Below are 25114 nucleotides of genomic sequence, written 5' to 3'. Positions count from 1 at the left end.
CCGGATATTTCATCTTAACATTAGCTTGATTGTTAATTAGCGTTACTATTAATAACAAAACGAGAATAAAAGAATGTTTGAATCTTCTAACGTGATTTTAAGAAATAAACGATTATCCAGTTATCAATTAGCAAGACTTCACACTTTTGAAGCAACAGGTCGCCATCTTTCATTCGCTTTAGCGGCAGAAGAACTGTCATTAACCCCCAGTGCCATTAGCCACCGAATTAATACATTAGAAGAAGAGTTAGGCATTAAGCTCTTTAACCGCTTTCATCGCCGAATAGAGTTAACAGAAGAAGGTGAACGCATTTATTGGGCACTTAAAAAAACACTCGAAGATATTAACCAAGAAATTTTAGATATTCATAATCAAGAAATCTCGGGTATTCTCACCGTATATTCACGCCCCTCTATTGCCCAATGTTGGTTAGTTCCTCGTATTTCAGATTTTACTGAGCGTTACCCATCTATTGAATTAAATCTACTTACAGGAAATGATGATATTAACTTTCGAGGTTATGGTATTGATCTCGCAATCTATTTTGATGATAAGACACTGCAAAATCTATATTGCGAAGATTTAATTTCAGAATCTATTATTCCTGTATGTAGCCCTAAATACGCTAAAAAACATGAGCTTATTGGTAATATTCATCATCTTTCTAATTGTACTTTGCTACATGATAGACAAGCTTGGAGTAATAATTCTGATTTCGACGAATGGCGAGCTTGGGGTGAATATATGGGACTTTCACTTTTTCCTCATCGTAGCAATATCTGTTTTGATCGCTCTGATCTTGCTGTTATTGCCGCAGTTAACCACTCAGGCGTGGCAATGGGCAGAAAACGTTTAGTACAAAAACAACTGGCTAGTAAAGAATTAATTATTCCTTTTAATAATAGTGAGTTTTTATGTGCTCAGCGTTATTATCTTGTCACTCGAAATGAAAAGAATAATGCTAAAGTACAGCTTTTCATTCAGTGGCTGAAAAAACAAATTAGGGAAAGCATGTAATTTAATTTCTTAAGGGAAATACGATGAAAGAGATGACATTCACAACACGACAACTTATTGCCATTGCAGAATACGCAGGGCTGACAATCGTAAATAAAAACGACATCGCAAAAGATAAACATTATATTTTAGTTGATCTTCTCGATGTGCAAACAGAAGAAGGTCTCTATTATGGGCCGGCAGTACTTGAGTTTAGTGATGCTCATCGTAAAGCGCGTATTTTAGAATTTGGCGGTGAAGGCTATCAACGCGCTCAGGCTCGTGAAAAACAAATTCAAAACTATAACCATCATCGACAATCCCAAGAGCCAGATACCTACCAGCCCCCGATTCATCGTTATAGCCATTACACGGATTTTCAAATAAACCTAACCGCTATCTATCGTCGTTATGGCTATGAAATCGAATTTGATACAGAAACCGAAAAAGTGTGGAGCTCTTTAGATCCCGATGGGGCAATATTTGATTTACTTAAAAATGCCGAGGATGCACTTTCTTTATTAGAAGATTGTCAAATGTCATGCTCTTATCATCAAGAAAATAAAGTATGGTCTGTCACTTCACTAGAAAAAGACACTGTCGAACATCAATCTTTACCTCGCGCTATTGCCGAATGTTTTTTATTAATGACAGATCATTATGCCGATGATTGGCCCAATATTGAAAATATTCTCTATTAAAATAAAAAGTCATAAATAAAATCATTAAATATCAAATAATTAACTATAATAATTTGATATTTAATTACTAAGACTAAAATCTAACTCAAACACCGAAAGGCATCATACTCACGATAATAGTTAATTTCTTCAATAACCCACTGCAAGTTTTTTTGTTGAGCTTGTTGGGTTTGATAAAATAACACTAAATCACAAACGACCATCCAGCCCCGTAAATTTTTATCTTCAACAACTTTTGGCATTTCCAGATCTTCATCATCAAGATAAATCTCATCATCAGGTAATTCTTGAAGATAATCCCAAGGAATGTAATAAAAAATTGCCCGATCAGGATCACGATCCCAAGTTGTAATTTCCGTATAAATCCACTCATTAGATTCAAGAGTTGAAAGCGAGGCTAATAATTCACTAAGCGTTTCAAATTTTTGTATCATTCTATTTCTCACTAAGGATCTCGTTATTTTCACAATAAACCCGCCAATTAGGCGGGTCTATTATTTCTTCATTCTTAACGTCTATGATCTTATTTAGCTAAAAAGTGTTTATCTTCAATCACAATTAACGGTTCAATATCACTCTCTTTTTTAATCACTAACGTTGGATCTGAACGTAAACAACAACCACCATAATGCCCACCAACAGTAAAGGTGCAAACTTGGATATAACGATTTGCCACTTTTGGTAAGCACCATAGTTCTTGGTAAATATTTTCTTGATGATCAAATTGGCCATTGGTCTCATCTAACACATTCTCTTTGTGATCAACTAACCCAATGTTACTACCACAACGACCCGCTATTGGTTTAACTGCATAACCACTTTGAGCAAGACGCGGTGTCACCGTGAAATCCGTATCTAATAAATAAGGGTTATCAGGGAACAATTGCCATAGAATAGGTAGGATCGCTTTATTACTAGGAATAAGCGTCCAAAGCGGTTCAAAAACTGTAATTTCAGGACGTAAAAGCACATCAACCAAGCGGACTTCACCTTCAGGATGTCCTGTCCGAATCGGGATAAGTGCTTGTTGCTCACTCTCTTCTCTTAGTTGGTTTAACGCCGTTTCCCAAGCCCATGTTTTCCAAACGCATTCAACAACCCGCTTGTCTGCATCAATCAATTGACCACGACTATTCCAATGAAGCTCATCTAATCCACGTAGAATTTTACTGTGATAACCTGCCTGAGTCAGTGCTTGTTGCATAAAGAGAGCGTGATAATCTTCTTCACTATCATCATCTTGAAGAATATGCACAAAAGGTTTTGCATCACAATGTTTCCAAGCATCTGCTAATGCATCAAGTAATCGTTCGCCGGGATTAAAGCCCGCTTTAATTCCACCTTTCTGTGCCCATTTTTCGATGATTAAGCCTGCTTCTGTATGGCAAGAGGCAGAGTCAGCATTATATTCATAAACTTTGACACCACGTTCATCCATACAAAAATCTAATCGTCCTGTGATCATTTGATGGCGTCTGTTTTGCCATGACAAACGAATACGAGGCCATAATACTTCAGGAATATCGAATAAACGCAGTAACTTATCGTCTTTCAACACTTTTTCAGTTGCATGCAAATACATCAAATGCATTTCATTACTTGCACGAATAAGTTCCTGTTCTGCACTTTCTGAAATGGTGAAATATTCATAACTATTTTGATTGATAATATGGCCATGTTGCGCATCGACGTAAGCTTTTTCTAGAGGCGAACTTTCATCTAACCATTTGCCATCTAATTGACCTTTATTATCAAGCTGTTCAGCATGAATATTGAGTAATTCTGGCATTATTTTAGGTTGAGGAAGGCTATAAGCATTAGGCTCTGTTTGGATCATCCAACCTAGTAGCGTTGTATTATCGAAGGTATCTTGAATAAAATAACCGTTATTCGTCTCTTTAAGGGGTAATTCTCGAGTCCACTGTTGCCCTGCTGGTAATCTAGTGTGAATAACATTTTGTTCCGCAATACGAATTTTATCTTTAAGCACTTCAGTAATCACAGCAACATGCCCTGTTACTTTAAACTCTCCACCTTCTTGCCAAATCAGCAAAGCGCCCACAGCAGGCGGTTGTTTGCTACCATTTGGAAAAGCTTGTAATGGTAATATATCGTCATCGATGGTTTTACGTAAAAAACGCAGTGAGAAGATCTCATAAGCCATTCCCACATCAGTAAATACAGCGCCATAATGCAAATAGAGAAAACGGCGTGCAAACTCAACACACTGCCACTTGTGCCCCATATATTCATTACCAATATAACTACGGAATGAATCATTAGCGGCATAGTCTTCTTTATCAATACTGCTGTAATCTGAAGAGTAAATCGCGACACCACCCGGCGCATAGCCTAGCAATGTTCCAAATGGTTCATGACGAATGATATCTTTTACATTCATAATCTCGACCTTGACGATAAATAGATAATTACCCTATAACACTTATAATCTTGCCTAAGTAGTATAGTTAACAATCTTAACGCCGTAGACTATTAGATGTGAATGTAATTTTATAAATTTCAATAAAGTGAGAAGAGCCGTTTGAATTTGATACGAATTTAAGAAACGAAATCTTGGTGATATAAAAAAAAACTCAAAAATAGCCCATTATAAAAATACATAAAAGGTATTTTCGAGTATAAACACAGTCAAAGAGGGATTTATCTTTTTTGTTATGACTTCATTATTTACTCTTTATTAATCACAAATGCGAGCATAAATAGCAAACAAAATAGTGTTTAGGCAATATATAGCACTGTTTATCAAAAAAATCTCGACTATCCTGCTAGGAAAAAGAAGGATATCAAAATAGTTTAATGAAAATTAATATCATCTTATAACATGATAGGTATAAATAATTCATCCAATTAACCGATAACACAGTAGTATGGATTTTACTCATTCAAGTCGGAGTGCTTGTTTATTTTGAAGATCCATCACGGAAACTTGATATTCAATGTATTGGATATTATTGGTGGTTGATAGGAAGAATGAGGTCACTAATGTCAAAGATTTATCCCATCTCTCAAATTATTGGGCATAAAATTCGTAAACAACGCCAGCAACTTCGCTTGTCAGCAAAGGTTGTCGCTGAACGAGTCGGTATTAGCCAACAACAATTTTCACGTTATGAGAATGGGCTATGTAAGATTGATGTTGATATGCTCTTTCATATTGCACAAGAGCTAAAAGTGACTCCTGCATTTTTCCTGCCACCAAATGAAGAGCAAGTTTCTGCTGTGGCGCTGACACACTCCAAACAGTTTTGGAGTGCTCAAAGTCAAATTTAATCCTTTTAGAGAGTGCTATTTGACACTCATATGCGACGAGCTGAAGGTAAAAATCCAGAGCGTTATATCAAACCTTTTGGTGGTGGATATGACTTTGTGTTACCCGGTATATCTCAAGAAGGCGACATTCTGGCAAAAGGACTATTTGATTAATCAATACACGATGTTAGGCACATTGCTTTTCCTGCAAAAGTGCCTAAATAAGTTCTTTAACCATTAACGGGAAAAATGCGCCATTTTTGCTTTCAATGCATTGCCTAACTGCATTTGTCTTTCTGGTTCAATAAATCCCATCGTCAATACTGCCGCCACCATTTCCCCTTTTTTATTCAGTACAGGACATGAAATAGATTGTGCGCCAGGAATTCCCTCAGCCGGTTCATGGCGAATAGCAAAACCTTGTTGGCGAATGGTATCCTTCTGCTTTTGTGATAAATCTGCTTCAATTATTAAATCACTGAAGGTAGCAAAAATAGCCCCCGCAGCACTGACTTTATGAGGCACAGGCGTATCCGGCAAAAAATCGATATCAACATGTTTAAAGCTACGGTTGTAACGCGTTAAAAACAGTTGATTACCTTGTGATATCACCAATCCCGTAGACATATTATGTTCATCTCTAAACTCACATAATAGTTGATTAATTTCATCTATCATGGATTGCGGTTTTGGTGTCGCCTGCGCTAAAAAAAGAATTTTACTCCCTAAGCAATACTGACTCCCTTCACTCTCTTGATATAACATTTCTGAGCGACAAAGTGAGACTAAATACTTATGTAAGCGACTTTTTGAAAGCGAACAGGCTTTTGCAATATCTGACGATCGGGCAATACCTCCATTCGAAGCAATAAATTCCAGAATGGTAATAGCGATATCAACCGAGTTAACTCCTTGAGAATTCTGCATTTATTTTTCCCACACCTATCCGTTACTTACTTTGTTTTATGACGATATCCCATTATTCTTTTTTTGTCATCTTTACTAGATTATTTCACTAAAACCTTATTTTAAATGGGGCTTTTTAATCATTTTCTATCGATTATTTTCTTTGTCTATTTTTAGATGATCTAACTCAATGTTAACTATATATGAATTGGGTTTATATATAGTTAACCTTTCTTGTGTGTGAGAATGTCTATGTCTAAAGATAACAAATGGGAATTAAATAGAAGAACATTGTTAAAAGGAATGGGCGCCATTGGCGTGGCTGCACTTTCTCCTAACGCGTTCAGTCTAGTTAATGAAAATAACCCCATATTTAACCAGAAACCACGGATAAAATTATCCGAATATAAAACGTTTCGTTCAACCTGTGCGATGGAATGTTTGCACTGTAACCTAACAGCTTTTACACATCAGGGGAAATTGATCAAAGTCGAAGCCTCTGAAGGCTTTAATGTAAAATGCTGTTTGCGTGGAATGAGTCGAACCAAGTGGGTATACCATAAAGATCGTCTCACCACACCTTTATTACGGGTTGGCGAAAAAGGAAAAGCTGAATTCAAACCAATCAGCTGGGATGAAGCGCTTGATCTTATCGAAAAAAACATCAGAGAAACCATTGATAAATTTGGTAATGAGGGGTTATTTATCTCCACTCATGCGGGTAATATGGACTCGATTAAAAATGATATGGGTAAAGCGTTTTTCGATTATTTAGGAGGCTCAACAAAACAAGCTGGCTCTTTATGCTGTTCCGCTGTAACAGCGGCGATGATCCCAATGGTGGGTCTACGCTATGCGGATACTCGCGATACAGTAAAAGATAGTCGCTATATTCTTTGTTGGGGTAATAACCCAGCAGTCACTATGCAAGCCTATTTTAAAAATTACAACCAAGCTCGCCGAAATGGCGCCAGAATGGTGGTAATTGATCCTCGTTTTAATGAAACTGCGGCTAAAGCAGATGAGTGGATCCCTATTGTACCCGGTACAGATACTGCGCTTGCATTAGGTATGATCAAAATTATCATTGAAGAAAATCTCACTGATAAGCCTTTTTTACGAGCACATACAGGTGCCGTTTATCTTGTAAACTCACAACAAAAGCTATTACGTCAATCTGATGATGATCAAGATAGCTATCTGGTTTTTGATACCTTAAGCCAGCAACTTGTTCACCATGAGAAACCGAATATTGTTCCTGCGTTAACTCATGATGAACTACCTGCTAATGCAGATTATGTCACTGTCTTTGAACAAATTTATCAGCAAGCACAGCCTTGGACTGTCGAAAAGACCAGTCAAGAAACAGATATTCCTAACGAAACGATCATTCGTTTGGCTCGCGATTATGCCACAACCAAACCCGCTATGATTGTGCAAAATATGTCAGGCGCTCAACGGACAGAGTTCGGTGCTTATGTCGCAGCCAGCCAATTTTATCTAGCCTTATTAACTGGCAATATTGGTAAAAAAGGCGCAGGTATTTGTGACGCAGGTGGTGCTCGTCAAATGGCAAAATTTAGCCCGATTATTCCACCAGCGCCTAATGCCAAACCTATCAAGCCTATCCCTGTTGCAAAAGTGGGGGATTGGATTGTCAATGAAAGACCCCATCCAATTAACTTTTGGTGGATCATGACAATGGGGGTGATGACGCAACTTCCTAATACAAATATGGTGCGTAACGCACTGAAAAAAGTTCCTTTTGTTGTTGTCGCTGATAACTTGATGTCATCTACAGCACTTTATGCTGACCTTGTGCTTCCTGTTACCACTATTTTTGAAGATACCAGCTTAATGGCGGGTGTTCGTAGTCAATATGTACAATTGATGGAAAAAGCCGTTGAACCACCAGGAGAAGCAAAACCTGATTATTGGATCTTTGCTCGTCTTGCTGAGCGTTTTGGCTTTGGTGACGTCTTTAATCAACCCATAGAACACTACATTGATGCTTGCCTCAAGGGATCTGGAATTACTCGTGCAATGCTTGAAAAAGGCCCAGTGCGTCCAGTTGAAGGTGATTGGATCCCATTTAAAGATGGTATCTTCCGTACTTCAACGAAAAAAGCACACTTCTTTATTGAAGAGTGGCAAAGCAAAAATTTCTCACCGATTGTCACCTATTATCCAGTAAAAGAATCCGCAAAAGGCTCACCTGAACTCGCCAAAAAGTATCCTCTTATGGCGGTACAGCGCAAACTTGCCCGTAGTGTTCACTCGAGTCACGGTATGAATGAGTGGATCTTAGAAGTGCAGCGCAATCAACCCAATATTCTTATCCATCCTAATGATGCCTTAGCTCGAGGTATTAAAGATGGTGAATGGGCTATCGCATTTAATGATCGCGGTGAACACCGCGCTATTGCGGTTGTAACCACTCATATTAAGCAAGGTGTTGTGTCATTAGATAACGGTTGGTGGGAGCAACAAGGTGGAAGCAGTAGCCATGTTACCAACGATCACGTAGAGCCTTTAGGCAATGGTCATTGCTGTAATAGTACCTTAGTTAACGTAAGACGGGAGGCATGATCATGGCGAAAAAACAGTATGGTTTTCTGATAAACACCAAAGATTGCTATGGTTGCCGCACCTGCTCGATGGCATGTAAATCTGAAAATGTCACACCACCTGGTGTGCTATGGCGTCGTGTTCGTGAATTTAATGAAGATCAACCTAATGCACAAGCTTTTATTACCATGTCTTGTAACCATTGTGATGATCCACAATGCCTGAAAGTCTGCCCTGCTGATACTTATACCAAACGTGAGGATGGTATTGTCGTACAAGATCATGACAAATGTATTGGTTGCCAAATGTGTATTATGGCTTGCCCTTATAATGCGCCTGTTTATGATCCCGTTGAAGGCAAAACCAGCAAATGCAACATGTGTGCTGATAGACTAGATGAAGGCTTGAAACCACGTTGCGTAGAATCTTGCCCTACAAGTGCTATCGAATTTGGTGAAATTGAAGATTTACGTAAAAAACATACGACAAATTGGGCTTTATTAGAAAAACGCTATGGCGTTCCTGATCACACCATCAGTCATCCTAATATTGTCATTATTGGTATGGAGGATTAATTATGCATGATTATCAATTGCCACTAGTCCTGTTTACAGTAATGAGTCAATGGGGTATTGGTGCGATATTAGCTTTTTCACTGTATCAATGGCAAAACCAGACTCAAAAAGTTGCAATACTAAATACCAAAGCATTAAGAACGACCATTGCATTGATTTGGCTAATTGAAGTTGTAGGATCATCAATGTCAATGGGGCACTTAGGTGATCCGCTTGGTGCTTATCGTTCTGTATTAGGTCTTGCTCACTCTTGGTTAAGCCGTGAGGCAATTGCCTTCGTTATGCTTAATGGGTTGGTTTCATTATGGGCATTAGCGAGTTGGATACAGCCTCATGCTATTCGCCGTAATAGTTTGATTGGGTTATTTTGTGGTGTGATTGGTTTACCCGTTATTTTGGTTACAGCACAAATCTATTATCAAATGCAGGCTCACCCACTTTGGCATACACCCGCAACACAAATTAGCTTTATTGGTACCGCGTTGTTACTTGGTTTTGGATCGATGATCCCTTGGTTACGTTTACAAGGTAAAACCATTAGCAATTCATTAAAGATAGGAACGTTAATCGGCGTATTATTGGTACTTGTAGGATTAGTGATAAGAGCACAAGTACCCAATGCCGATGTAGCAAGTCTATTATTATGGTGGCAAGTTATTGCGAGTCTGATGATAGGTATTTGTATTATTACGCTGTCTCATAGTGCTTCATTTAGCAAAACCGCGCTCTCTATTCTCGCTATTTTGATGCTTTTTAGTGGCGAAATCACAGGCAGAATGTTGTTCTATGGCAATGTAATGGCACAAGCACCTTGGTTTTAAGCATGTTATTCCTCTGAGTTAAATAGCCACGCTAATACGCCTATTTAACTCAGATCCATTGATTATATTCCACTTGATATTTTTGTTTACCTTAACATTACCTTTAATTTTGCCCCGAATTTATTCGGGGTATTTTTTATCTCATCCAATATGATTGATTTTACTTTATCAATACTCTTTTTATCTTTGATGAAATAATCATCTGGCTATCTTTATCAATAATAGGCAAAATTAGCATTAATGATTTCGCATAATCCCCTGTTTACTATTATAAAAGAGAGCGCTTCGCATGACTGGATTAATTATTACCATCGCGTTACTAGGTCTTATTTTTTATTATTACAACCGTATTATCTCTATGCGTGAAGCGGTTATCTCAAGTGAAACTGAAATTTCAGTGCAATTAGATCGTCGTGGAAAAGTGTTTGATAGTCTATTAGCCACCGTTAAAAAATATCTCAGCCATGAGTCTGAAGTCTTTACTAAAATCACTGAATTAAGAACACAAACTCAGAGTACAAATGCCAAAGAAGCCAAAGCGGCTGAAGATGAGTTATCTAAAATTGTCTCAAGTGGTGCCATTAATGTTGCGGTTGAAAATTACCCTGAATTAAAATCCGACACTATTATGGCAAATTTACAAGAAGAGATTGTTTCGACAGAAAATAAACTCTCTTTTGCAAAACGCGGTTACAATCGAACTTTAGAGCAATACCGTGCTTTTATCGCCTCTATTCCTGCAGTATTTATCGTCAAGATCTTCCCAAGCCTCGTTATTGATAAAGAGTACTGGCGTCTTGATGAAGGAACGATTAAAACAGAAGAAGCGCGCCGCATTAATTTTGATTAATTTTATAGTGATACAAAATATTTATTACTTTTAGATTGATAAAAACAGCACTTAACGGTGCTGTTTGGAGTCACTAATGGATTTCAGAAATGTTCTACGAAAAAATGCTATTCGAACTCGTTTTGTTATAGCAACTTATTTACTCTTAATGCTTATGATCGGTTTGCTGGTGGATACGGCTATCGGAGCAAATCCTTATTTAGATCTTACCGAGAATATGTGGGCATTTCTGACGTTCCAATCGCTTCCCATTGCTTCATTAATTATTCTCGCTATCTCCATTTTATTGCTTATCTTTATTCATTTTAAAGGGCATAAAATCATGCTAACGGGCATGAATGCGCGATTAATTAGCCCAAACGACACCTTAAATGCACAAGAACGCCAACTCCTTAATATTGTTGAAGAGCTTAGCTTAAGTGCAACACTCGGCTATATTCCTAAACTCTATCTGCTTGATACACCAGAAGCGAATGCCTTTGCCGCGGGTTGGTCTGAGAAAAATGCCTTTATTGGTGTAACAACAGGCTTATTACATCGCCTGAATCGCCAAGAAGTACAAGCTGTATTAGCGCATGAAACAGGACATATTATTCATGGTGATTCACGACTGACCTTATATGTTGGCATATTAGCGAACGTTATTCTGACGGTAACAAATATCTTTGGGAGTCGTTTATATATTGCCTCAGGCAACCGTAGCGGTAAAAGTAATGATGCAGCAAGCAAAGCGCGACTCATTTTAATTATTCTCAACTTAGTTTTGCCAATCATTACACAGGTGCTCTATTTCTATTTATCCCGCACCCGTGAATATATGGCAGATGCTGCTGCGGTTGATTTAACTCAAGATAATCAAGCGATGATTAATGCATTAAAGAAAATTTCAGCACAACATGACACTGAAAATTTTGAAGATGGTTCAACAGGACGTGCTTATCGTAAAGCGGCATTTATTTTTAATAAAGGAGATTCGTTTTTCTCAACACATCCTTCCATTGAAAATAGGATCGCCGTACTAGAAGGTCGAAAGACGTTTTAATTCAATTTGATACAGTAAAAAAGAAAAAAGCGTTTGTATCAGTTTATCGATATGGCTCAAACGCTTTTTTAGTTCTTAGTTCTTAGTTCTTAGCAACAATCCGATTAACGATTTTTTTCACCGTGATGGAAAATAGCCGTGCGTAAACGCTCTTGCTGCTCATAACGCAGTGGAAATTCAATCGTTTTATCTTTACCTAACTCCACTAAAAGTTCATTCATGGTTTGAATACTGGTTGTAGCAATAGCATCATCAACCTGTTTAACCATTTCGTCATAATGAGACATCGTGATCTCCTTTTTCTCATAAAAATCTTAACTGCTATCATATTACAAGAAAGCGTATTTCTATATTTTTAGTCGCACAAAGTATGACTAAATTGAGTTAAGTGGCTTATTTTTTGTTTCTTGCCCCAATAACATCACCGCTAATATTCCAATCACAATCGAAAAACTGAAAATCAGAAATATTGAACTTATTTCAAATTGATATTGAACCAAATATCCCACCATTAACGGCCCTAATATTCCACCAATACGCCCTATTGCGGTTGCTGTTCCAGCACCCGTTGTCCGAATTCCATCGGGGTATTGTTCTGGCGTATAAGCATATAAAGCTCCCCAAGCCCCCAAATTAAAGAACGATAACAACATACCGAAAATAAGTAATGTTGCGGTAGAATCAGCCACACTGAAATAATAAGCACTAATAGCTGTACCCGCTAAATAAGTGACGAGAACAAATTTTCGACCATACCGTTCAATTAACCACGCGGCTGTAAAATAGCCAGGCAACTGGGCTAATGTCATGATAAGCACATATTGAAAGCTTTTAATTAAGCTAAAGCCTTTTAACATAGCGACACTTGGCAACCATAAGAAAATACCGTAATAAGAGAAAACAACACAGAACCATAAGATCCACAACATTAGTGTTGAGCGACGGTATTGTGGAGACCATATTAATGCCATTGATTGGCGGATCGATAAACGTGTTTTTTTCTGTAAAATATGCGATGAAGTGGGTTCAGGTAGTTTTGAACGTAAATAGAGAGCATATACTGCAGGTAATGCACTTAATAGCATAGCCATACGCCAGCCATAATCAGGAATAATAAAATAAGCAATTAACGCAGCAATTAACCAGCCGACAGCCCAAAAACTCTCTAATAAAACAACTATACGGCCTCGTTCATGGGTTTCAACACTTTCACTGACAAGGGTCGACGCAACAGGTAATTCGCCACCTAATCCCATTCCAATAAAAAAGCGTAAAACAAGTACCACCATCAAAGAGCTTGCTAATGCCGTTAACCCACAACCTAAGCTAAACAGCAACAATGTAAAAATAAAGACGGGTTTACGCCCTTTTCTATCCGCCATAATACCAAACACAAATGCGCCAACAGCCATACCAATTGAATTTATACTGCCAATCCAACCCAATTGTGATGCCGTCAACCCCCAATCCTCTTTTAATGCCGAGAGTAAGAATGCAAGTAATCCCACATCCATTGCATCAAAAGTCCAGCCCATACCTGCAATACATAAAAGTTTATTACGAGAGATTGCCTTAGGTGCTTTACCTGTTTGGCTTGCCGTTGTCATTACATTTCCTTTTTATCCCCTGCCAAAGTGTTTAGTATACTAAACAAGAAAATTGACTTTGTTAATACCCAAGCGTAAATTTAAAGAAAAATTAACATTTGTGCTGAAAAAACAGTTAAAAAAAATCGGTATCTCTAATTAAGATACCGATTTCAACTTTTATCTCTTTCTCTTTTGTTTTTTTGATTAGCTTCTTAAACCGCGACCTTTCTCAATTAAATACCATGCAATAACATAAAACACCGCAATGAAAAGACACAGAACACTAATCGTCACTGTTAAAGAGACATCCGTAATACCCAGAAAACCGTAACGGAAACCGCTGATCATATACACAATAGGGTTTAACTTAGACACGCCTTGCCAAAATTCAGGTAAGAGTGACAGTGAATAGAACACGCCCCCTAAATAGGTTAATGGCGTTAGAACAAACGTCGGGATGATGCTGATATCATCAAAGGTTTTCGCAAAAATCGCATTTAATAATCCAGCGAGAGAAAACACAATTGAGGTCATCAATAATGTCACCACCACCATTGTCCAAGAGTGTATCTCTAGTGGTACAAAAAATAGCGAAACCAGTGTGACCAATATTCCAACACAAATACCACGCGCTACACCCCCACCGACAAAACCCGCGATAACAACATGGGTCGGTACTGGCGATACTAATAATTCTTCAATACTACGTTGGAATTTAGCACCAAAAAATGAAGATGAGACATTAGCATATGAGTTTGTGATCACCGCCATCATAATCAGACCGGGGACAATAAACTGCATATAATCAACGCCTCCCATATCCCCAATACGCTTACCAATTAAATTACCGAAAATAACAAAATAGAGCGACATCGTAATAACGGGAGGAATTAAAGTTTGTACCCAAATACGCCCAAAACGGGTCACTTCTTTAATCCAAATCGTCTTGAGGGCTACCCAATACAACTGAATCATTCCCTCTCTCCTTCTACTTCTGTATGATCTTCATTAACTAAGTGCACAAATAACTCCTCAAGACGGTTAGCTTTATTACGCATACTTAAGACTTGAATACCTTGCGCATTTAGTTGAGCAAATACACTGTTTAGTCCTTGCTCTCTTTTAACATCAACTTCTAATGTTGATGTATCAACCAAACGATATTGATAATTTTGTAACTCAGGTAGTGGGCTTTTTGACGCTAAATCTAAAATAAAGGTTTCAGACTCTAATTTACTTAATAGCCCCTTCATACTGGTATTTTCAACCAACTCACCACGTTGAATAATACCAATATTCCGACACAGCATTTCGGCTTCTTCTAAATAGTGTGTGGTGAGAATAATCGTCGTGCCTTCAGCATTTAATTGTTTTAAAAACGTCCACATAGAGCGACGTAATTCAATATCAACACCCGCGGTAGGTTCATCAAGAATAAGTAATTTAGGTTGGTGCATTAATGCACGCGCAATCATTAAACGGCGCTTCATCCCCCCAGATAAAAAACGCGCTCTGTCGTCACGTTTTTCCCATAAATCAAGCTGGGTCAAATAAGTTTCAGCACGTTCTAACGCTAATTTACGTGGGACACCATAATAACCCGCTTGATTGAGAACAATTTGTAAAACGGTTTCAAAAGGGTTGAAATTGAATTCTTGTGGTACTAATCCTAATTGACGTTTTGCATTAACCATATCGGTATCGGTGTCATAACCAAACACTTTAACTTTACCGCTACTCTTATTAACCAAAGAGCTAATAATACCAATTGTGGTCGATTTGCCTGCGCCATTAGGTCCTAATAAAGCATAAAAATCGCCAGCCTCAACGGTGAGATTAATTCCTTTTAGTGCTTTTACACCATTGTGATAAGTTTTCGTTAACTCCGTTAACTCCAATGCATACGTCATAAGTGGGAATTACCTTTTATCAACAGCATTATTCAGCATTAACTGAGCTGAAATCAGAAAATAAGCTTAGTTCAAAGAATAAAATGGAATAAGTTATTCTAGAGAATATTCAATAGCAAATAAACCGTTTTAGCGCTTATGACACAAACGAATAAATAAATATTTTTTAACTATTGCAATAATAAAGAATAAGAGATGAAGAGAGCGTAAATTAGCATTTAAGGCTCAATGTTCTGTTATTTCTTACTGTTTTTCTGATATTTTTATCAATTTATCCCTTAGTGTAATCATTTAGCCTAATTGATACCAATAAAATTATTGCCTTTGTTTCTCAAGTTTACTGATGAAAATTATCTCGCGATCTACTATCTCAATCAATGATGCTCTTTATTTTTTGTCATCTTTACTTTCAGTATAAAAATAAAACCAACAATTATAATCATTAGTTTTATTTATATAATATTTATAAGCGTCTATTTTTAAATAATACAACAGCTGGTTTAACAAACAGTTATCTTTTTATACATTTGATTTACATCAAGGAATGTATTGATAAATTCATTAAACAAATGCTATAAAAAGATCTATCTTATTTGAAAGCAAAAAATGACAAGCAATTATCGATCACTTGGCTTTAAAAAACCTTCTGATTTATTCAAAAGTAATGGTATAAAAATACCCTTTCTTAATGGATCTCTTGCATCTAACAATAACACAAGCGCTATTTCGTGTTGGCGTACTGTCAGCGCAAATGGTGGGAAACCGAATTACAGGCAGTCACGTCATGATGAGAAAAATTGAAGAGCTGTTAGCCAATAACAAGCAATGGTCAGAATCTGTTACTGAAGAAAATCCTCAGTTTTTTAAAGATCTCTGTAAAGGTCAAAAACCTCACTTCTTATGGATTGGTTGCTCCGATAGCCGCGTTCCAGCAGAAAAATTAATCAACGCAGCACCAGGTGACTTATTTGTTCACCGTAATGTGGCAAACTTGGTCATCCACACTGACTTAAACTGTCTTTCAGTGATCCAGTATGCAGTTGATGTATTACAAGTTGAACACATTATTGTCTGTGGTCATTATGGTTGTGGTGGTATTGAAGCAGCTATTGAAGGCACCGAATTAGGTCTTATCAATAACTGGTTACTGCATATCCGCGATATCTGGTACAAACACAGTTCAATGTTAGGTGAACTGGCACCGCAAGATAGATTAAACCTACTTTGTGAGCTAAATGTTATCGAACAAGTATACAACCTTGGTCATTCAACGATTATGCAAGCAGCATGGAAACGTGGACAAAAAGTGATGATCCACGGTTGGGTTTACGGTTTAAATAACGGTGAGTTACACGACCTCGATATCACGTCAGATAGCCGTGAAAAACTTGAACTATCTTATCGTCAAGCGATGGCAAAATTGAGTCATCCACGCTAATACATTCATTATAAGCAATCATTTTAGGCCCTAATATTTAAAAAATATTAGGGCTTTTTTATACGTTATAAAAAATAAAGTTTCCTATTTGGCAACAATGAAAAAAGGTGCTAATCTATTGACAAATAGGAAACGAGGGACAGGGAATGCACGTAATATCACGAGAGCCTTTTGATTTAGCATCTGCACGTTTCCCCAATTGTGCTCAATCAATTACTGATACTTATAGAACGTTAAAACAGAGTACTTATCAAACACCTGATGCATTAAAAAAAGTCTTCCCAAGTTTAGATAGAATGAAATATAGAGAAAAATGGTGGGTTATCAATATTGGTGGAAATACATTAAGGATCCTATTTTTTGCAGATTTTGAACGCAACAAAATATTTGTAAAACATATTTCTACTCATGCTGAATACGATAAACTTATTGATTACTATCGGAGAACAAAAGAATGATGATTGTTGATGCAATTAAGGCTGCTAATAGCCTAGTCAATATAGTTCCTATTCTTGGTCGTAGCCAATCTCGTAAAGACTATGAAGAAGGTGTCAAGTTGGTTGAATATTTAGTAGAACACGACCCAGATAATCCTTTAATTGATATGCTTTGTCATAAAATTGACGAATATGAAAATAGCGCGCCTGAATTTAGGGTCTTCAATGCAAGACTCAATCAATGTGATGATGCGATTGCAGTTTTGCGTACATTGATGGATCAATACCAACTAAATACTACTGATTTTAAAGAAGAATTGGGTTCACGCTCTTATGTAAGTCGCATTCTCAATGGTGAACGTAATCTCACATTAGAACATATTAAAAAACTGTCGGTTCGATTCAATCTACCTGTGTCTATTTTTATTAAGTAATACCGATAAAAAACCCGCCTAAAGCGGGTTTTCTTACTTCTATTTAAAATAAATTACTCATCTAATAAGGTGACATGCCCAATATAAGGCAAGTGACGATAGCGCTGTGCGTAATCGATGCCGTAACCAATAACAAATTTATCTTCAATGGAATAACCAATCCACTCAACAGGAACATCAACTTCACGACGAGAGGGTTTATCCAGTAATGTACAGATAGAAATAGAAGCTGGCTCACGTAAGCTTAAAATCTCTTTAACACGATTTAAGGTGTTACCTGAGTCGATAATATCTTCAACAATCAGAACATCTTTACCACGAATGTCTTCATCGAGATCTTTAATGATTTTAACGTCTCGCGTTGACGTCATACCATTACCGTAACTTGATACAGTCATAAAATCGACTTCATGGTTCACATCAATTTCACGGCACAAATCAGCCATAAAAATAAAAGAACCTTTTAACAAGCCGATTAAGACAAGATCATGTTGACCTTGACGTGGGCGGTAATGTTCTGTGATTTCACGACCTAGCTCAGCAATACGCTGTTTGATCTCTTCTTCAGAGATCATGACATCAACAATATGTTTCATGATTAATTTCGATTGGGTTAACGGGGAAAGCAAACGATTGTACCAGAACTTCCTTCATCATGCGATGATCTGATTTAATGAAAATAAAGGCACGAAATATCAATTTCATGCCTTTTATTAATTTATCTTACTGATATTAATAACTTTTACAGTGATTGATTATTTACTCACAGTAAAACCCGCCATCATTCCAGTATCTTCATGTTCTAATAAATGACAGTGCGCCATAAACGGATGTGCTTTTGTTGCTAAATGGTCGAATTTCACTAGAATTTCGCTAAATTGCCCTTCAACTTTCACAATATCTTTCCAACCTTGGCGGTGCTTCTCTGGTGCTCTACCATTTTCAGATAAAATGCGAAATTGTGTACCATGAACATGGAATGGATGTAACATCATGTCACCCCGACCAGAAACAACCCAACGCTCATAAACGCCTTGTTTTACATCAAATGCAGGTTCAGTCATTGAGAATGGAATACCATTGATACTATTTGCATTATAAATATCAAGATCCCCACTACCATGACCACAATTCATTCCGCCGCCCATCATGCCACTACCGTTACCTTGGCGCATATGACTCATTCCATGATGAATACCCGCTAAAGCTTTATCACCATAACGCTCGGTTAATAACATCATCCCTTGCATATCTAAACGCATATCCATGCGCAGGTGTAATGTGCGCGTTGAAAGATTGCTTAATGTGGGTAATGCAGGAATAAGCGCCAATTGCTCAGGTAAAAGACCCTGTCCTTTTTCTGCTGAGGGTAATAAGCGCAATACAGGCAATACATTATCAAATGGCGCTAAAACCATCCCCATTTGACGAACGGGTAAAGTGACAATATCAAAATCACGCCCATCAGAGGTATCCACTAAAACCTCAAAGCGTTCCCCCATTAAAATCGGTAGCTCTGTCACTTTGACGGGTTCTGCGAGTAATCCACCATCGCTGGCAATCACATACATGGGTCTGCCATCACTGGTTGCAAGGTTTAGGCTACGCGCGTTACAGCCATTTAAGAAACGTAATCTTACCCAACCTTTGGGCACAATATGCTGTGGTTGAATGGCACCATTGGTTAACATCATATCGCCAAACCAACCAATTGCAGCACTCATTACATCGAGTTGATAATCAATTTGTCCATCACTGTCTAAACGTTTGTCTTGCAAAATAATAGGTAAATCATCCACGCCCCAGCGATTAGGCAATTTACGGTTTGAGGTTTCATCATCTTCAATGATCACTAATCCACCTAATCCCATCGCGACTTGTTGTCCAGTTACACCATGAGTATGAGGATGGAACCAGCACGTTGATTCAGCTTGATTAGGTGTAAAAGTAACCGTACGAGATTTTCCTGACTCAATCATTGCTTGTGGGCCACCATCTTCTTCGCCACTGATTTCAAGCCCATGCCAATGAACCGTTGTTGTTTCTGGTAATTGGTTATTGATATTAATGGTGACGGGTTGACCACGCTTAAGTTTCAATGCGGGACCTAATAAACTACCGTTATAACCCCACGTAGTTGTCTTTGCGGTGGGAATAAATTGAGAAACACCTTGTTGAATATTCAGAACAATCTTTTGTTGGGCATCAGGGGTAATTTGAGGTGGAATAGCCAGTGAAGGCATGTTACTTTGGGCAAACGCAAAACGACTCCAGCTTGGTAATAATGTGACAGCACTTAATGTGGCGCCTAATTTTAAAAATTCGCGACGTTGCATAATATATTCCTCTGAATAAAAACAAATTATTTTGTATTTATTGAAATAAAATGGAGAAAGAAGTTTTGTAAACTATTACCAATGGTAAAGTTTCCCCTTACTGGAAGGTCAATTTAAAACCCAACAAAACAAAGGGTCTTTGCAAAACTTTTAACTACATTAAGTCAAATAACAAAACTGACTAAATCATCACACAAAGGAAGAGCACACCTAATGAAAAAAATGTTCGCCTTGTTCTGCACACTCACGCTTTCTTTTACCCTGCTCTTTTCTTCGAGTACAAAAGCGTTAACTTACACACAAGCAGAAGACTTGGCAGATTTAACCGCCATCTACCTTTTTTTAAATAAAGATTGTGGTTATGAGCAGATATCAAAATCTAAAATCGAAAGAGCCTTAATGATTTTTTCTCGCTCACAGCAATGGGATGTGAGTAATTACTCGATATTACCGATGAGCCAATTGAATGAAGATAGTTACAATGATTTAAAAGGTATTGAAGTATCACACAATAAGAAATGCCAACTGTTAGCTAATAAATCACTCAGTCTATTAAACTATTAATGCTTTTATTCAGTCACAACTGGATTAATGGAACAAAATAACCTCTTAATTCGCATATTTATATTTCAATATAAAGTGGCTAAATAGAGGTTATCAAAAACAACATTATTCCTTTTCTATTTTATTCTTCTTTGTCCTGATTATTTTTCTTCTGTCTATATTCGTTCCAATACAAAGCAACGGATGGAATACTTTGAATAATCAGCATCCTAAAAATATGATTTGACATAACAAAAGCCGCATCAACATTCATTGTTATCGCTGCAAATGTCATCGCTTCCATACTTCCTGGCGCCCATGCCAATACTAATGTCTCCCAAGGAACCCCCGTTAAATAAGCTGCACCATATGCGACAATCACTGTTAAAATGACATTAATAATAACCACTTGGACAGAAGAAAAGGCATTTTTAATTAATGATGAAAAAGGGAAAACCACAAAGTGAGCGCCAATGTTCATACCAATTAACACCATGCTCAATTCATTCAGTAACATCGGAAAAGCAATAGATTCGCTAACAAACGATTGAACTAATATCGCACTACCTAATGACGTCAGCATAAAGGGCGCAGGAAATCGAATTTTCTGCAATAAAAGCCCTGAGCCTAACCCTAAAGCAACAATCAATAATAACCACAACAATGAAATAAAGGTCATTTCGGGTATAGAAAATTCTGGCATATTAGCTTTATCAGCACCCACAATAAAACCCGCCATAATAATCAGCACCATTAAACGAATAGTATGAGAAATCACGATTTTTTGAGGCGGTGTTTTGGTGTGATCCGTTAATGCTAAAATAGCCGCCATCGCTCCAGGTACAGCCCCAAGCATTGACTCTTCTTTCGTCCACCCAATATGGCGATGAAACCAAAAATAGCTCACAAAAAATTGAATGGCTAAACACACAACAAGAGTGAGTAATAGAATGATTAAGTTATCAGCACTACCTAAATGAACTTGGTTAAACATTAATCCAACTGAAGTGCCTAAAGTGAGCTGAATAAACGTCAATGTATGTTTAGGAACCGCAAGCTCCCACTTGAAGCGATAAGCAATAATGACAACAAAAATTGGCCCAAACATCAGCGCCATGGGCAAACCTGAAAGGGTAAGAATACCACCTATTAATGCACAAAATAGAATACCTGGCAGAGTTTTAAAAAACGACATGTTGTGTTATCCGGCTTTTTTAATTATTGTTTCCATCCTATCATCTGTATAAATATTTAATAACCAAATAGTGATAATATAATTATTATTTTTCTTAATATTAAGAGCCGAATATGTCGTTAAAGATCACCACAAACCCAACGCCTAGCGAGATCAATGAAATTTATGAAGGATTGCTAACCCACAATCTTCACTATATTCAGATGGAACAATACACACCACTTGCCGTTTTTAAGGAAGAGAGCGGTAAAAAAATAGGTGGGATCACAGGAGATATTTTAGGAAATTGGCTACGCATTCGCTATTTGTGGGTAGATAAAGCCCATCGTGGACAAAATATAGGGACAGAATTGCTGCAAACAATGGAACTCGCAGCAAAAGAAAAAGGTGCCAAATATGCAGAAGTAGATACCTTTAGCTTTCAAGCCCTACCTTTTTATCAAAAGCAGGGATTTGAAATATTTGGCATGCTAGAAAATTATCCTTTGAGTGATAAGAAGTATTACTTGAGAAAAAAACTTTAACGCTGGTTTTATTCCTTAATATCTACTTTTTTTGACAATCTATTGATTTCATTAATGATATTTTCTATATCGCTTTTAATTTTTTCTTTTAATTTATTTATTTTAGGATCTGATCCCTCATTTTTCGTCTTAATTCCATTATTATTTACTCCGTTTATTTTCAAATTAGATATTACATCTTTTATTTCCTTTATTATTTCATCATTAATAACATATTTAAAACTTTTAGCTAATTTCTTATTATCATAATCCACTCTTAAATAGGTAACTCTATTTTCATTTATATTAATTTTAACATTTTCAATATTTTTATTTTTTTTATCGGGGTCTTTTATCAAGATAATACCGTTATCTTTTATTTCAATTTTATCCGCATTGTCAATACTAATAGAATGTACTGTTCTTAATTCACCTTCATATTTATCATCATCTCCCCTCCAGTTAGCAACTATATTTTTTTCTATTAAATCATTATTACCTTTAATTGGTTTATTTACGGTATTTTCTTCAATATTTTCAATATTTTCAATATTTTCAATATTTTCAATATTTTCAACATTTTCAACATTTTCAACATTTTCAACATTTTCAACATTTTCAACATTTTCAACATTTTCAACATTTTCACTGATATTAGAATCGATACTTTTCTTATTACTTTTTATTATCTCTTCACTTTTTGATTTTTTTTCAATTATATCTGAGTTGCTAATATAAATTTCATCTGATTGTTGGTTTTCTTTACTGTATCGCGCTTTTGATTCCACTGATTTTCTTTTCATTAAATCTATTTCTCTCAGTAATTCTTTTACTTTTTTAGTGTTTTTAATGTATTCTTCATCCAATTTATTTTTAGATGGATTGTTAATTTTAGAATCAATAACTATATTTTTTTCATTAATATATTTCTTTTTTAGAGCTCGAATCTTACTTAACACTGAATTAGTTTCAATTCCACTTCCAATATTATGCGATAAACTTTTAAACTTATCAAGAATATCAGAAATATCACTACTTATCTCATTTACACTATTTTCTAAAGATGAAAACAATTCATCCGCATTTAATTCATCCACATTTAATTCATCCTCGTTACTTTCATGTAACTGAGATGTAATATCGATATCTTCACTTCCTGTTAATAGTGTACTCTCATAATTAACTAATAAAGTCTTAGCCGCAATATTAGAACTTTTTGAGTTTTGTTTAAAAATATCACTCAACTTATTAAGTTCATTATCTAAAGCATCATTTTTAAAACTTACTATTATTTTATCAAGGTCTTTTATCAAGCCATTAATGATACTTTTCTTATCTTCAATATTAAAAACTTGTATATCCTTTAAACTATTATTAAAAATTTCCAAATCATCATTTAAAGTATCTTTTATACTTTTAAAATTATTTTTATTTTCATCATCTGATATTTCATTAATTTCTTTAATAATTTTATTTATTTCATTTTTGTATAAATCAATATTATGGTAAAATTCACTACTTAATGTTAGTTCTTTTAAAATACGCTCTTCTTCAACATCTATTCTTCTTAATTCCCCCAAAATGTCGTTAAACCTATTTTTTATATTTTCGATATAAGATTCAAAATCAGAGTCCCGCCCCTCATATAAATGTATTATGTTTTTTTCTTGTAGCTCCCTTTCATTTGAATAATCAAAAAACTCATAGATATTGTTTTTTAATGATGATAGTAAAGTATCAGAGGTTTCAATCGATTCATTAGATAAAAGAGGTGTAACATTATCTCTATCCTTACTATCTTCTATATCACCAAAACCAGTATTAATATTCTGATCTTCAATATTTTCGTCAACAAAAAGCGCGTTTTCATCAAAAAGTATTTTTGATTCATCATTAGTGACATATTGATCAATTTTGATGATTGAACTATCTATATTCGTCTCTACCAATTGATTTTCCATTAGATTATCCCTTTTATATGGTTCTACATCTTCATTATCCCACTCTGTATTGAAATCTATTTTAAAGTTACTAATATATTTATTCGCCCAATCTATCGACACACTTTCAAAAGAAAGGTTTTCACTTTTTTTATTTTCTAGCACTAAGTTCATTATTGTTGATAAATAGTTTTTTATTTCATTATGAAGCTCTTTATCAAATTTAAGTAATATATTACTTTCAACTTCAGCAATAACTAGAAAATTAATACAGCTTATAAATTCATCTCTTTTTTTAATGCTTGAAAAGTTACTCATAAAATCATATTTTTCATTTAAATGAATATTTTCAAATTTAAATTTTAAAAAAATCAATTTAAGAATATTTTTTATACTTTTATCATCTAGTGAATTTATTCTATTTTTAATAACTTCATTTAAAAACTCTACAATTAATTTACTATCAGAGCCTTCTTTTCCTATATCATCTTGTGCTGAGAAAAAATCTTTAGCTCTTTTTACTTCAGTTAAATAATCACAGAAACTATAAAAGTCAAACTTATCATTTGCATGACAAATTATATCTCTTATAGAATATATATTTTTATTTCTTGTTTCATCTAGTATTTCTTTTATTTCAATCTTTTTTTTATTTATTTCATCCTGGGCGAAATCATCTTTAAAATAAGTTTGTTCAGAACCAAGATTTAAACAAATAGAATCATGTAAATTTTTACTTTCTTTTTCTATAACTTCAATCTCTTTTTTTAAACTAATTATTTTACTATCTACTCTATTAACGATAACATTACTTTTATTTATATCAAAAACATTTGAAAATTTATTATTTTTTATATCTCTTATAAGAAAATAAATTTCCAACCTATGGAATAAAGAAATTACTCCATGAATAAATCTCTTAGCAAAAGAAGGTGCAACGGGGGTGTTTTTTATTCCACGTATATTTTTTGCAAAAGTGAAATTTTCCGTATGTGGAAAATAATGTGTTTTATTGGAAAATAGCACTCTCGGTTCAAATAAATTTATTTTAATAGTCAT

General features: G+C 35.7%; 25 protein-coding genes. 14 read left to right on the top strand and 11 right to left on the bottom strand.

Translation table 11 applies throughout. The annotated features are described in order from the left end of the window. Window positions 1-73 precede the first annotated feature (73 nt). Together dsdC and SB028_RS04035 are read left to right on the top strand one after the other, a co-directional pair. Window positions 74-1018 carry a DNA-binding transcriptional regulator DsdC gene (gene dsdC / locus SB028_RS04040; RefSeq protein WP_069368515.1) on the top strand — a complete coding sequence of 315 codons (945 nt, stop codon included), beginning with the start codon at window positions 74-76 and terminating at the stop codon, window positions 1016-1018. A gap of 23 nt (window positions 1019-1041) precedes the next feature. Continuing rightward, window positions 1042-1698, top strand: coding sequence for a hypothetical protein (locus SB028_RS04035; protein WP_069368516.1), 657 nt, complete (start codon window positions 1042-1044; stop codon window positions 1696-1698). Window positions 1699-1778: 80 nt separating this feature from the next. Here SB028_RS04035 and SB028_RS04030 read toward each other — a convergent pair whose 3' ends face one another. Beyond that, window positions 1779-2132, bottom strand: coding sequence for a hypothetical protein (locus tag SB028_RS04030; protein WP_069368517.1), 354 nt, complete (start codon window positions 2130-2132; stop codon window positions 1779-1781). 89 nt (window positions 2133-2221) lie between these two features. After that, entirely contained in the window at window positions 2222-4099 is a 1878-nt protein-coding gene (gss, locus tag SB028_RS04025) for a bifunctional glutathionylspermidine amidase/synthase (protein ID WP_069368518.1), read from the bottom strand. Window positions 4100-4701: 602 nt separating this feature from the next. Between gss and SB028_RS04020 the strand changes: the two genes are divergently transcribed. Further along, window positions 4702-4989, top strand: coding sequence for a helix-turn-helix domain-containing protein (locus SB028_RS04020; protein WP_248620048.1), 288 nt, complete (start codon window positions 4702-4704; stop codon window positions 4987-4989). 30 nt (window positions 4990-5019) lie between these two features. Next, window positions 5020-5142 (top strand): hypothetical protein, encoded by a 123-nt coding sequence (locus SB028_RS04015; RefSeq protein WP_286138898.1) that lies wholly within the window; start codon window positions 5020-5022, stop codon window positions 5140-5142. A gap of 63 nt (window positions 5143-5205) precedes the next feature. On the opposite strand, the gene SB028_RS04010 is transcribed toward SB028_RS04015, so the two are convergent. Then, window positions 5206-5895 (bottom strand): IclR family transcriptional regulator, encoded by a 690-nt coding sequence (locus tag SB028_RS04010; protein ID WP_069368520.1) that lies wholly within the window; start codon window positions 5893-5895, stop codon window positions 5206-5208. Between the two features lie 231 nt (window positions 5896-6126). On the opposite strand from SB028_RS04010, the gene SB028_RS04005 reads away from it, so the two are divergent. The 5 genes from SB028_RS04005 (at window position 6127) to htpX (ending at window position 11730) form a co-directional block, all read left to right on the top strand. Continuing rightward, window positions 6127-8463, top strand: coding sequence for a molybdopterin-dependent oxidoreductase (locus tag SB028_RS04005; RefSeq protein ID WP_069368521.1), 2337 nt, complete (start codon window positions 6127-6129; stop codon window positions 8461-8463). A gap of 2 nt (window positions 8464-8465) precedes the next feature. After that, window positions 8466-9017, top strand: a complete 552-nt coding sequence (locus SB028_RS04000) for a 4Fe-4S dicluster domain-containing protein (RefSeq protein WP_069368522.1) — start codon at window positions 8466-8468, stop codon at window positions 9015-9017. 2 nt (window positions 9018-9019) lie between these two features. Beyond that, window positions 9020-9838 carry a dimethyl sulfoxide reductase anchor subunit family protein gene (locus tag SB028_RS03995; RefSeq protein WP_069368523.1) on the top strand — a complete coding sequence of 273 codons (819 nt, stop codon included), beginning with the start codon at window positions 9020-9022 and terminating at the stop codon, window positions 9836-9838. A 289-nt stretch (window positions 9839-10127) separates the two neighbouring features. Then, window positions 10128-10688: a LemA family protein gene (locus tag SB028_RS03990; protein ID WP_069368524.1), complete on the top strand. Its 561-nt coding sequence runs from the start codon at window positions 10128-10130 to the stop codon at window positions 10686-10688. Window positions 10689-10764: 76 nt separating this feature from the next. Then, entirely contained in the window at window positions 10765-11730 is a 966-nt protein-coding gene (htpX, locus tag SB028_RS03985) for a zinc metalloprotease HtpX (RefSeq protein ID WP_069368525.1), read from the top strand. Between the two features lie 104 nt (window positions 11731-11834). Here the strand turns inward: htpX and SB028_RS03980 are convergent, their stop codons facing one another. From SB028_RS03980 to SB028_RS03965, 4 genes are all read right to left on the bottom strand, one after another. Further along, window positions 11835-12017 carry a DUF2526 family protein gene (locus SB028_RS03980; RefSeq protein ID WP_069368526.1) on the bottom strand — a complete coding sequence of 61 codons (183 nt, stop codon included), beginning with the start codon at window positions 12015-12017 and terminating at the stop codon, window positions 11835-11837. Between the two features lie 87 nt (window positions 12018-12104). Beyond that, complete coding sequence (locus SB028_RS03975; RefSeq protein ID WP_069368527.1) at window positions 12105-13337, bottom strand: MFS transporter; 1233 nt, start codon at window positions 13335-13337, stop codon at window positions 12105-12107. Between the two features lie 186 nt (window positions 13338-13523). Next, a complete protein-coding gene (locus SB028_RS03970) occupies window positions 13524-14294 on the bottom strand; it encodes an ABC transporter permease (protein ID WP_069368528.1) in 771 nt (256 codons plus the stop codon). Beyond that, window positions 14291-15229 (bottom strand): ABC transporter ATP-binding protein, encoded by a 939-nt coding sequence (locus tag SB028_RS03965; protein WP_069368529.1) that lies wholly within the window; start codon window positions 15227-15229, stop codon window positions 14291-14293. The genes SB028_RS03970 and SB028_RS03965 overlap by 4 nt, the downstream gene beginning before the upstream one ends. Before the next feature lie 784 nt (window positions 15230-16013). Between SB028_RS03965 and can the strand changes: the two genes are divergently transcribed. The 3 genes from can (at window position 16014) to SB028_RS03950 (ending at window position 17538) form a co-directional block, all read left to right on the top strand. Further along, entirely contained in the window at window positions 16014-16667 is a 654-nt protein-coding gene (gene can, locus SB028_RS03960; protein WP_023580816.1) for a carbonate dehydratase, read from the top strand. A 146-nt stretch (window positions 16668-16813) separates the two neighbouring features. After that, window positions 16814-17125 carry a type II toxin-antitoxin system HigB family toxin gene (locus SB028_RS03955; protein WP_069368530.1) on the top strand — a complete coding sequence of 104 codons (312 nt, stop codon included), beginning with the start codon at window positions 16814-16816 and terminating at the stop codon, window positions 17123-17125. Further along, window positions 17122-17538 (top strand): helix-turn-helix domain-containing protein, encoded by a 417-nt coding sequence (locus SB028_RS03950; protein ID WP_069368531.1) that lies wholly within the window; start codon window positions 17122-17124, stop codon window positions 17536-17538. Before SB028_RS03955 ends, SB028_RS03950 begins: the two co-directional genes overlap by 4 nt. 53 nt (window positions 17539-17591) lie before the next feature. Here the strand turns inward: SB028_RS03950 and hpt are convergent, their stop codons facing one another. Beyond that, window positions 17592-18134, bottom strand: coding sequence for a hypoxanthine phosphoribosyltransferase (gene hpt, locus SB028_RS03945; protein WP_036932823.1), 543 nt, complete (start codon window positions 18132-18134; stop codon window positions 17592-17594). 159 nt (window positions 18135-18293) lie between these two features. Continuing rightward, window positions 18294-19874, bottom strand: a complete 1581-nt coding sequence (gene cueO, locus SB028_RS03940; protein ID WP_069368532.1) for a multicopper oxidase CueO — start codon at window positions 19872-19874, stop codon at window positions 18294-18296. A gap of 213 nt (window positions 19875-20087) precedes the next feature. On the opposite strand from cueO, the gene SB028_RS03935 reads away from it, so the two are divergent. Next, window positions 20088-20438, top strand: coding sequence for a YacC family pilotin-like protein (locus tag SB028_RS03935; protein WP_069368533.1), 351 nt, complete (start codon window positions 20088-20090; stop codon window positions 20436-20438). Between the two features lie 121 nt (window positions 20439-20559). Here SB028_RS03935 and SB028_RS03930 read toward each other — a convergent pair whose 3' ends face one another. Then, entirely contained in the window at window positions 20560-21612 is a 1053-nt protein-coding gene (locus SB028_RS03930; protein WP_069368534.1) for an AbrB family transcriptional regulator, read from the bottom strand. 113 nt (window positions 21613-21725) lie between these two features. On the opposite strand from SB028_RS03930, the gene SB028_RS03925 reads away from it, so the two are divergent. Beyond that, window positions 21726-22136 (top strand): GNAT family N-acetyltransferase, encoded by a 411-nt coding sequence (locus SB028_RS03925; protein WP_069368535.1) that lies wholly within the window; start codon window positions 21726-21728, stop codon window positions 22134-22136. Between the two features lie 8 nt (window positions 22137-22144). On the opposite strand, the gene SB028_RS03920 is transcribed toward SB028_RS03925, so the two are convergent. After that, on the bottom strand, window positions 22145-25114 hold the full coding sequence (locus SB028_RS03920; protein WP_318859863.1) for a hypothetical protein: 2970 nt from the start codon (window positions 25112-25114) through the stop codon (window positions 22145-22147).

It is taken from the genome of Proteus vulgaris (genome assembly GCF_033708015.1).
Taxonomy (GTDB): Bacteria; Pseudomonadota; Gammaproteobacteria; order Enterobacterales; family Enterobacteriaceae; genus Proteus.
Note: the sequence above shows the minus strand (reverse complement) of the source record. Positions and strands in the feature narration are given on the sequence as shown.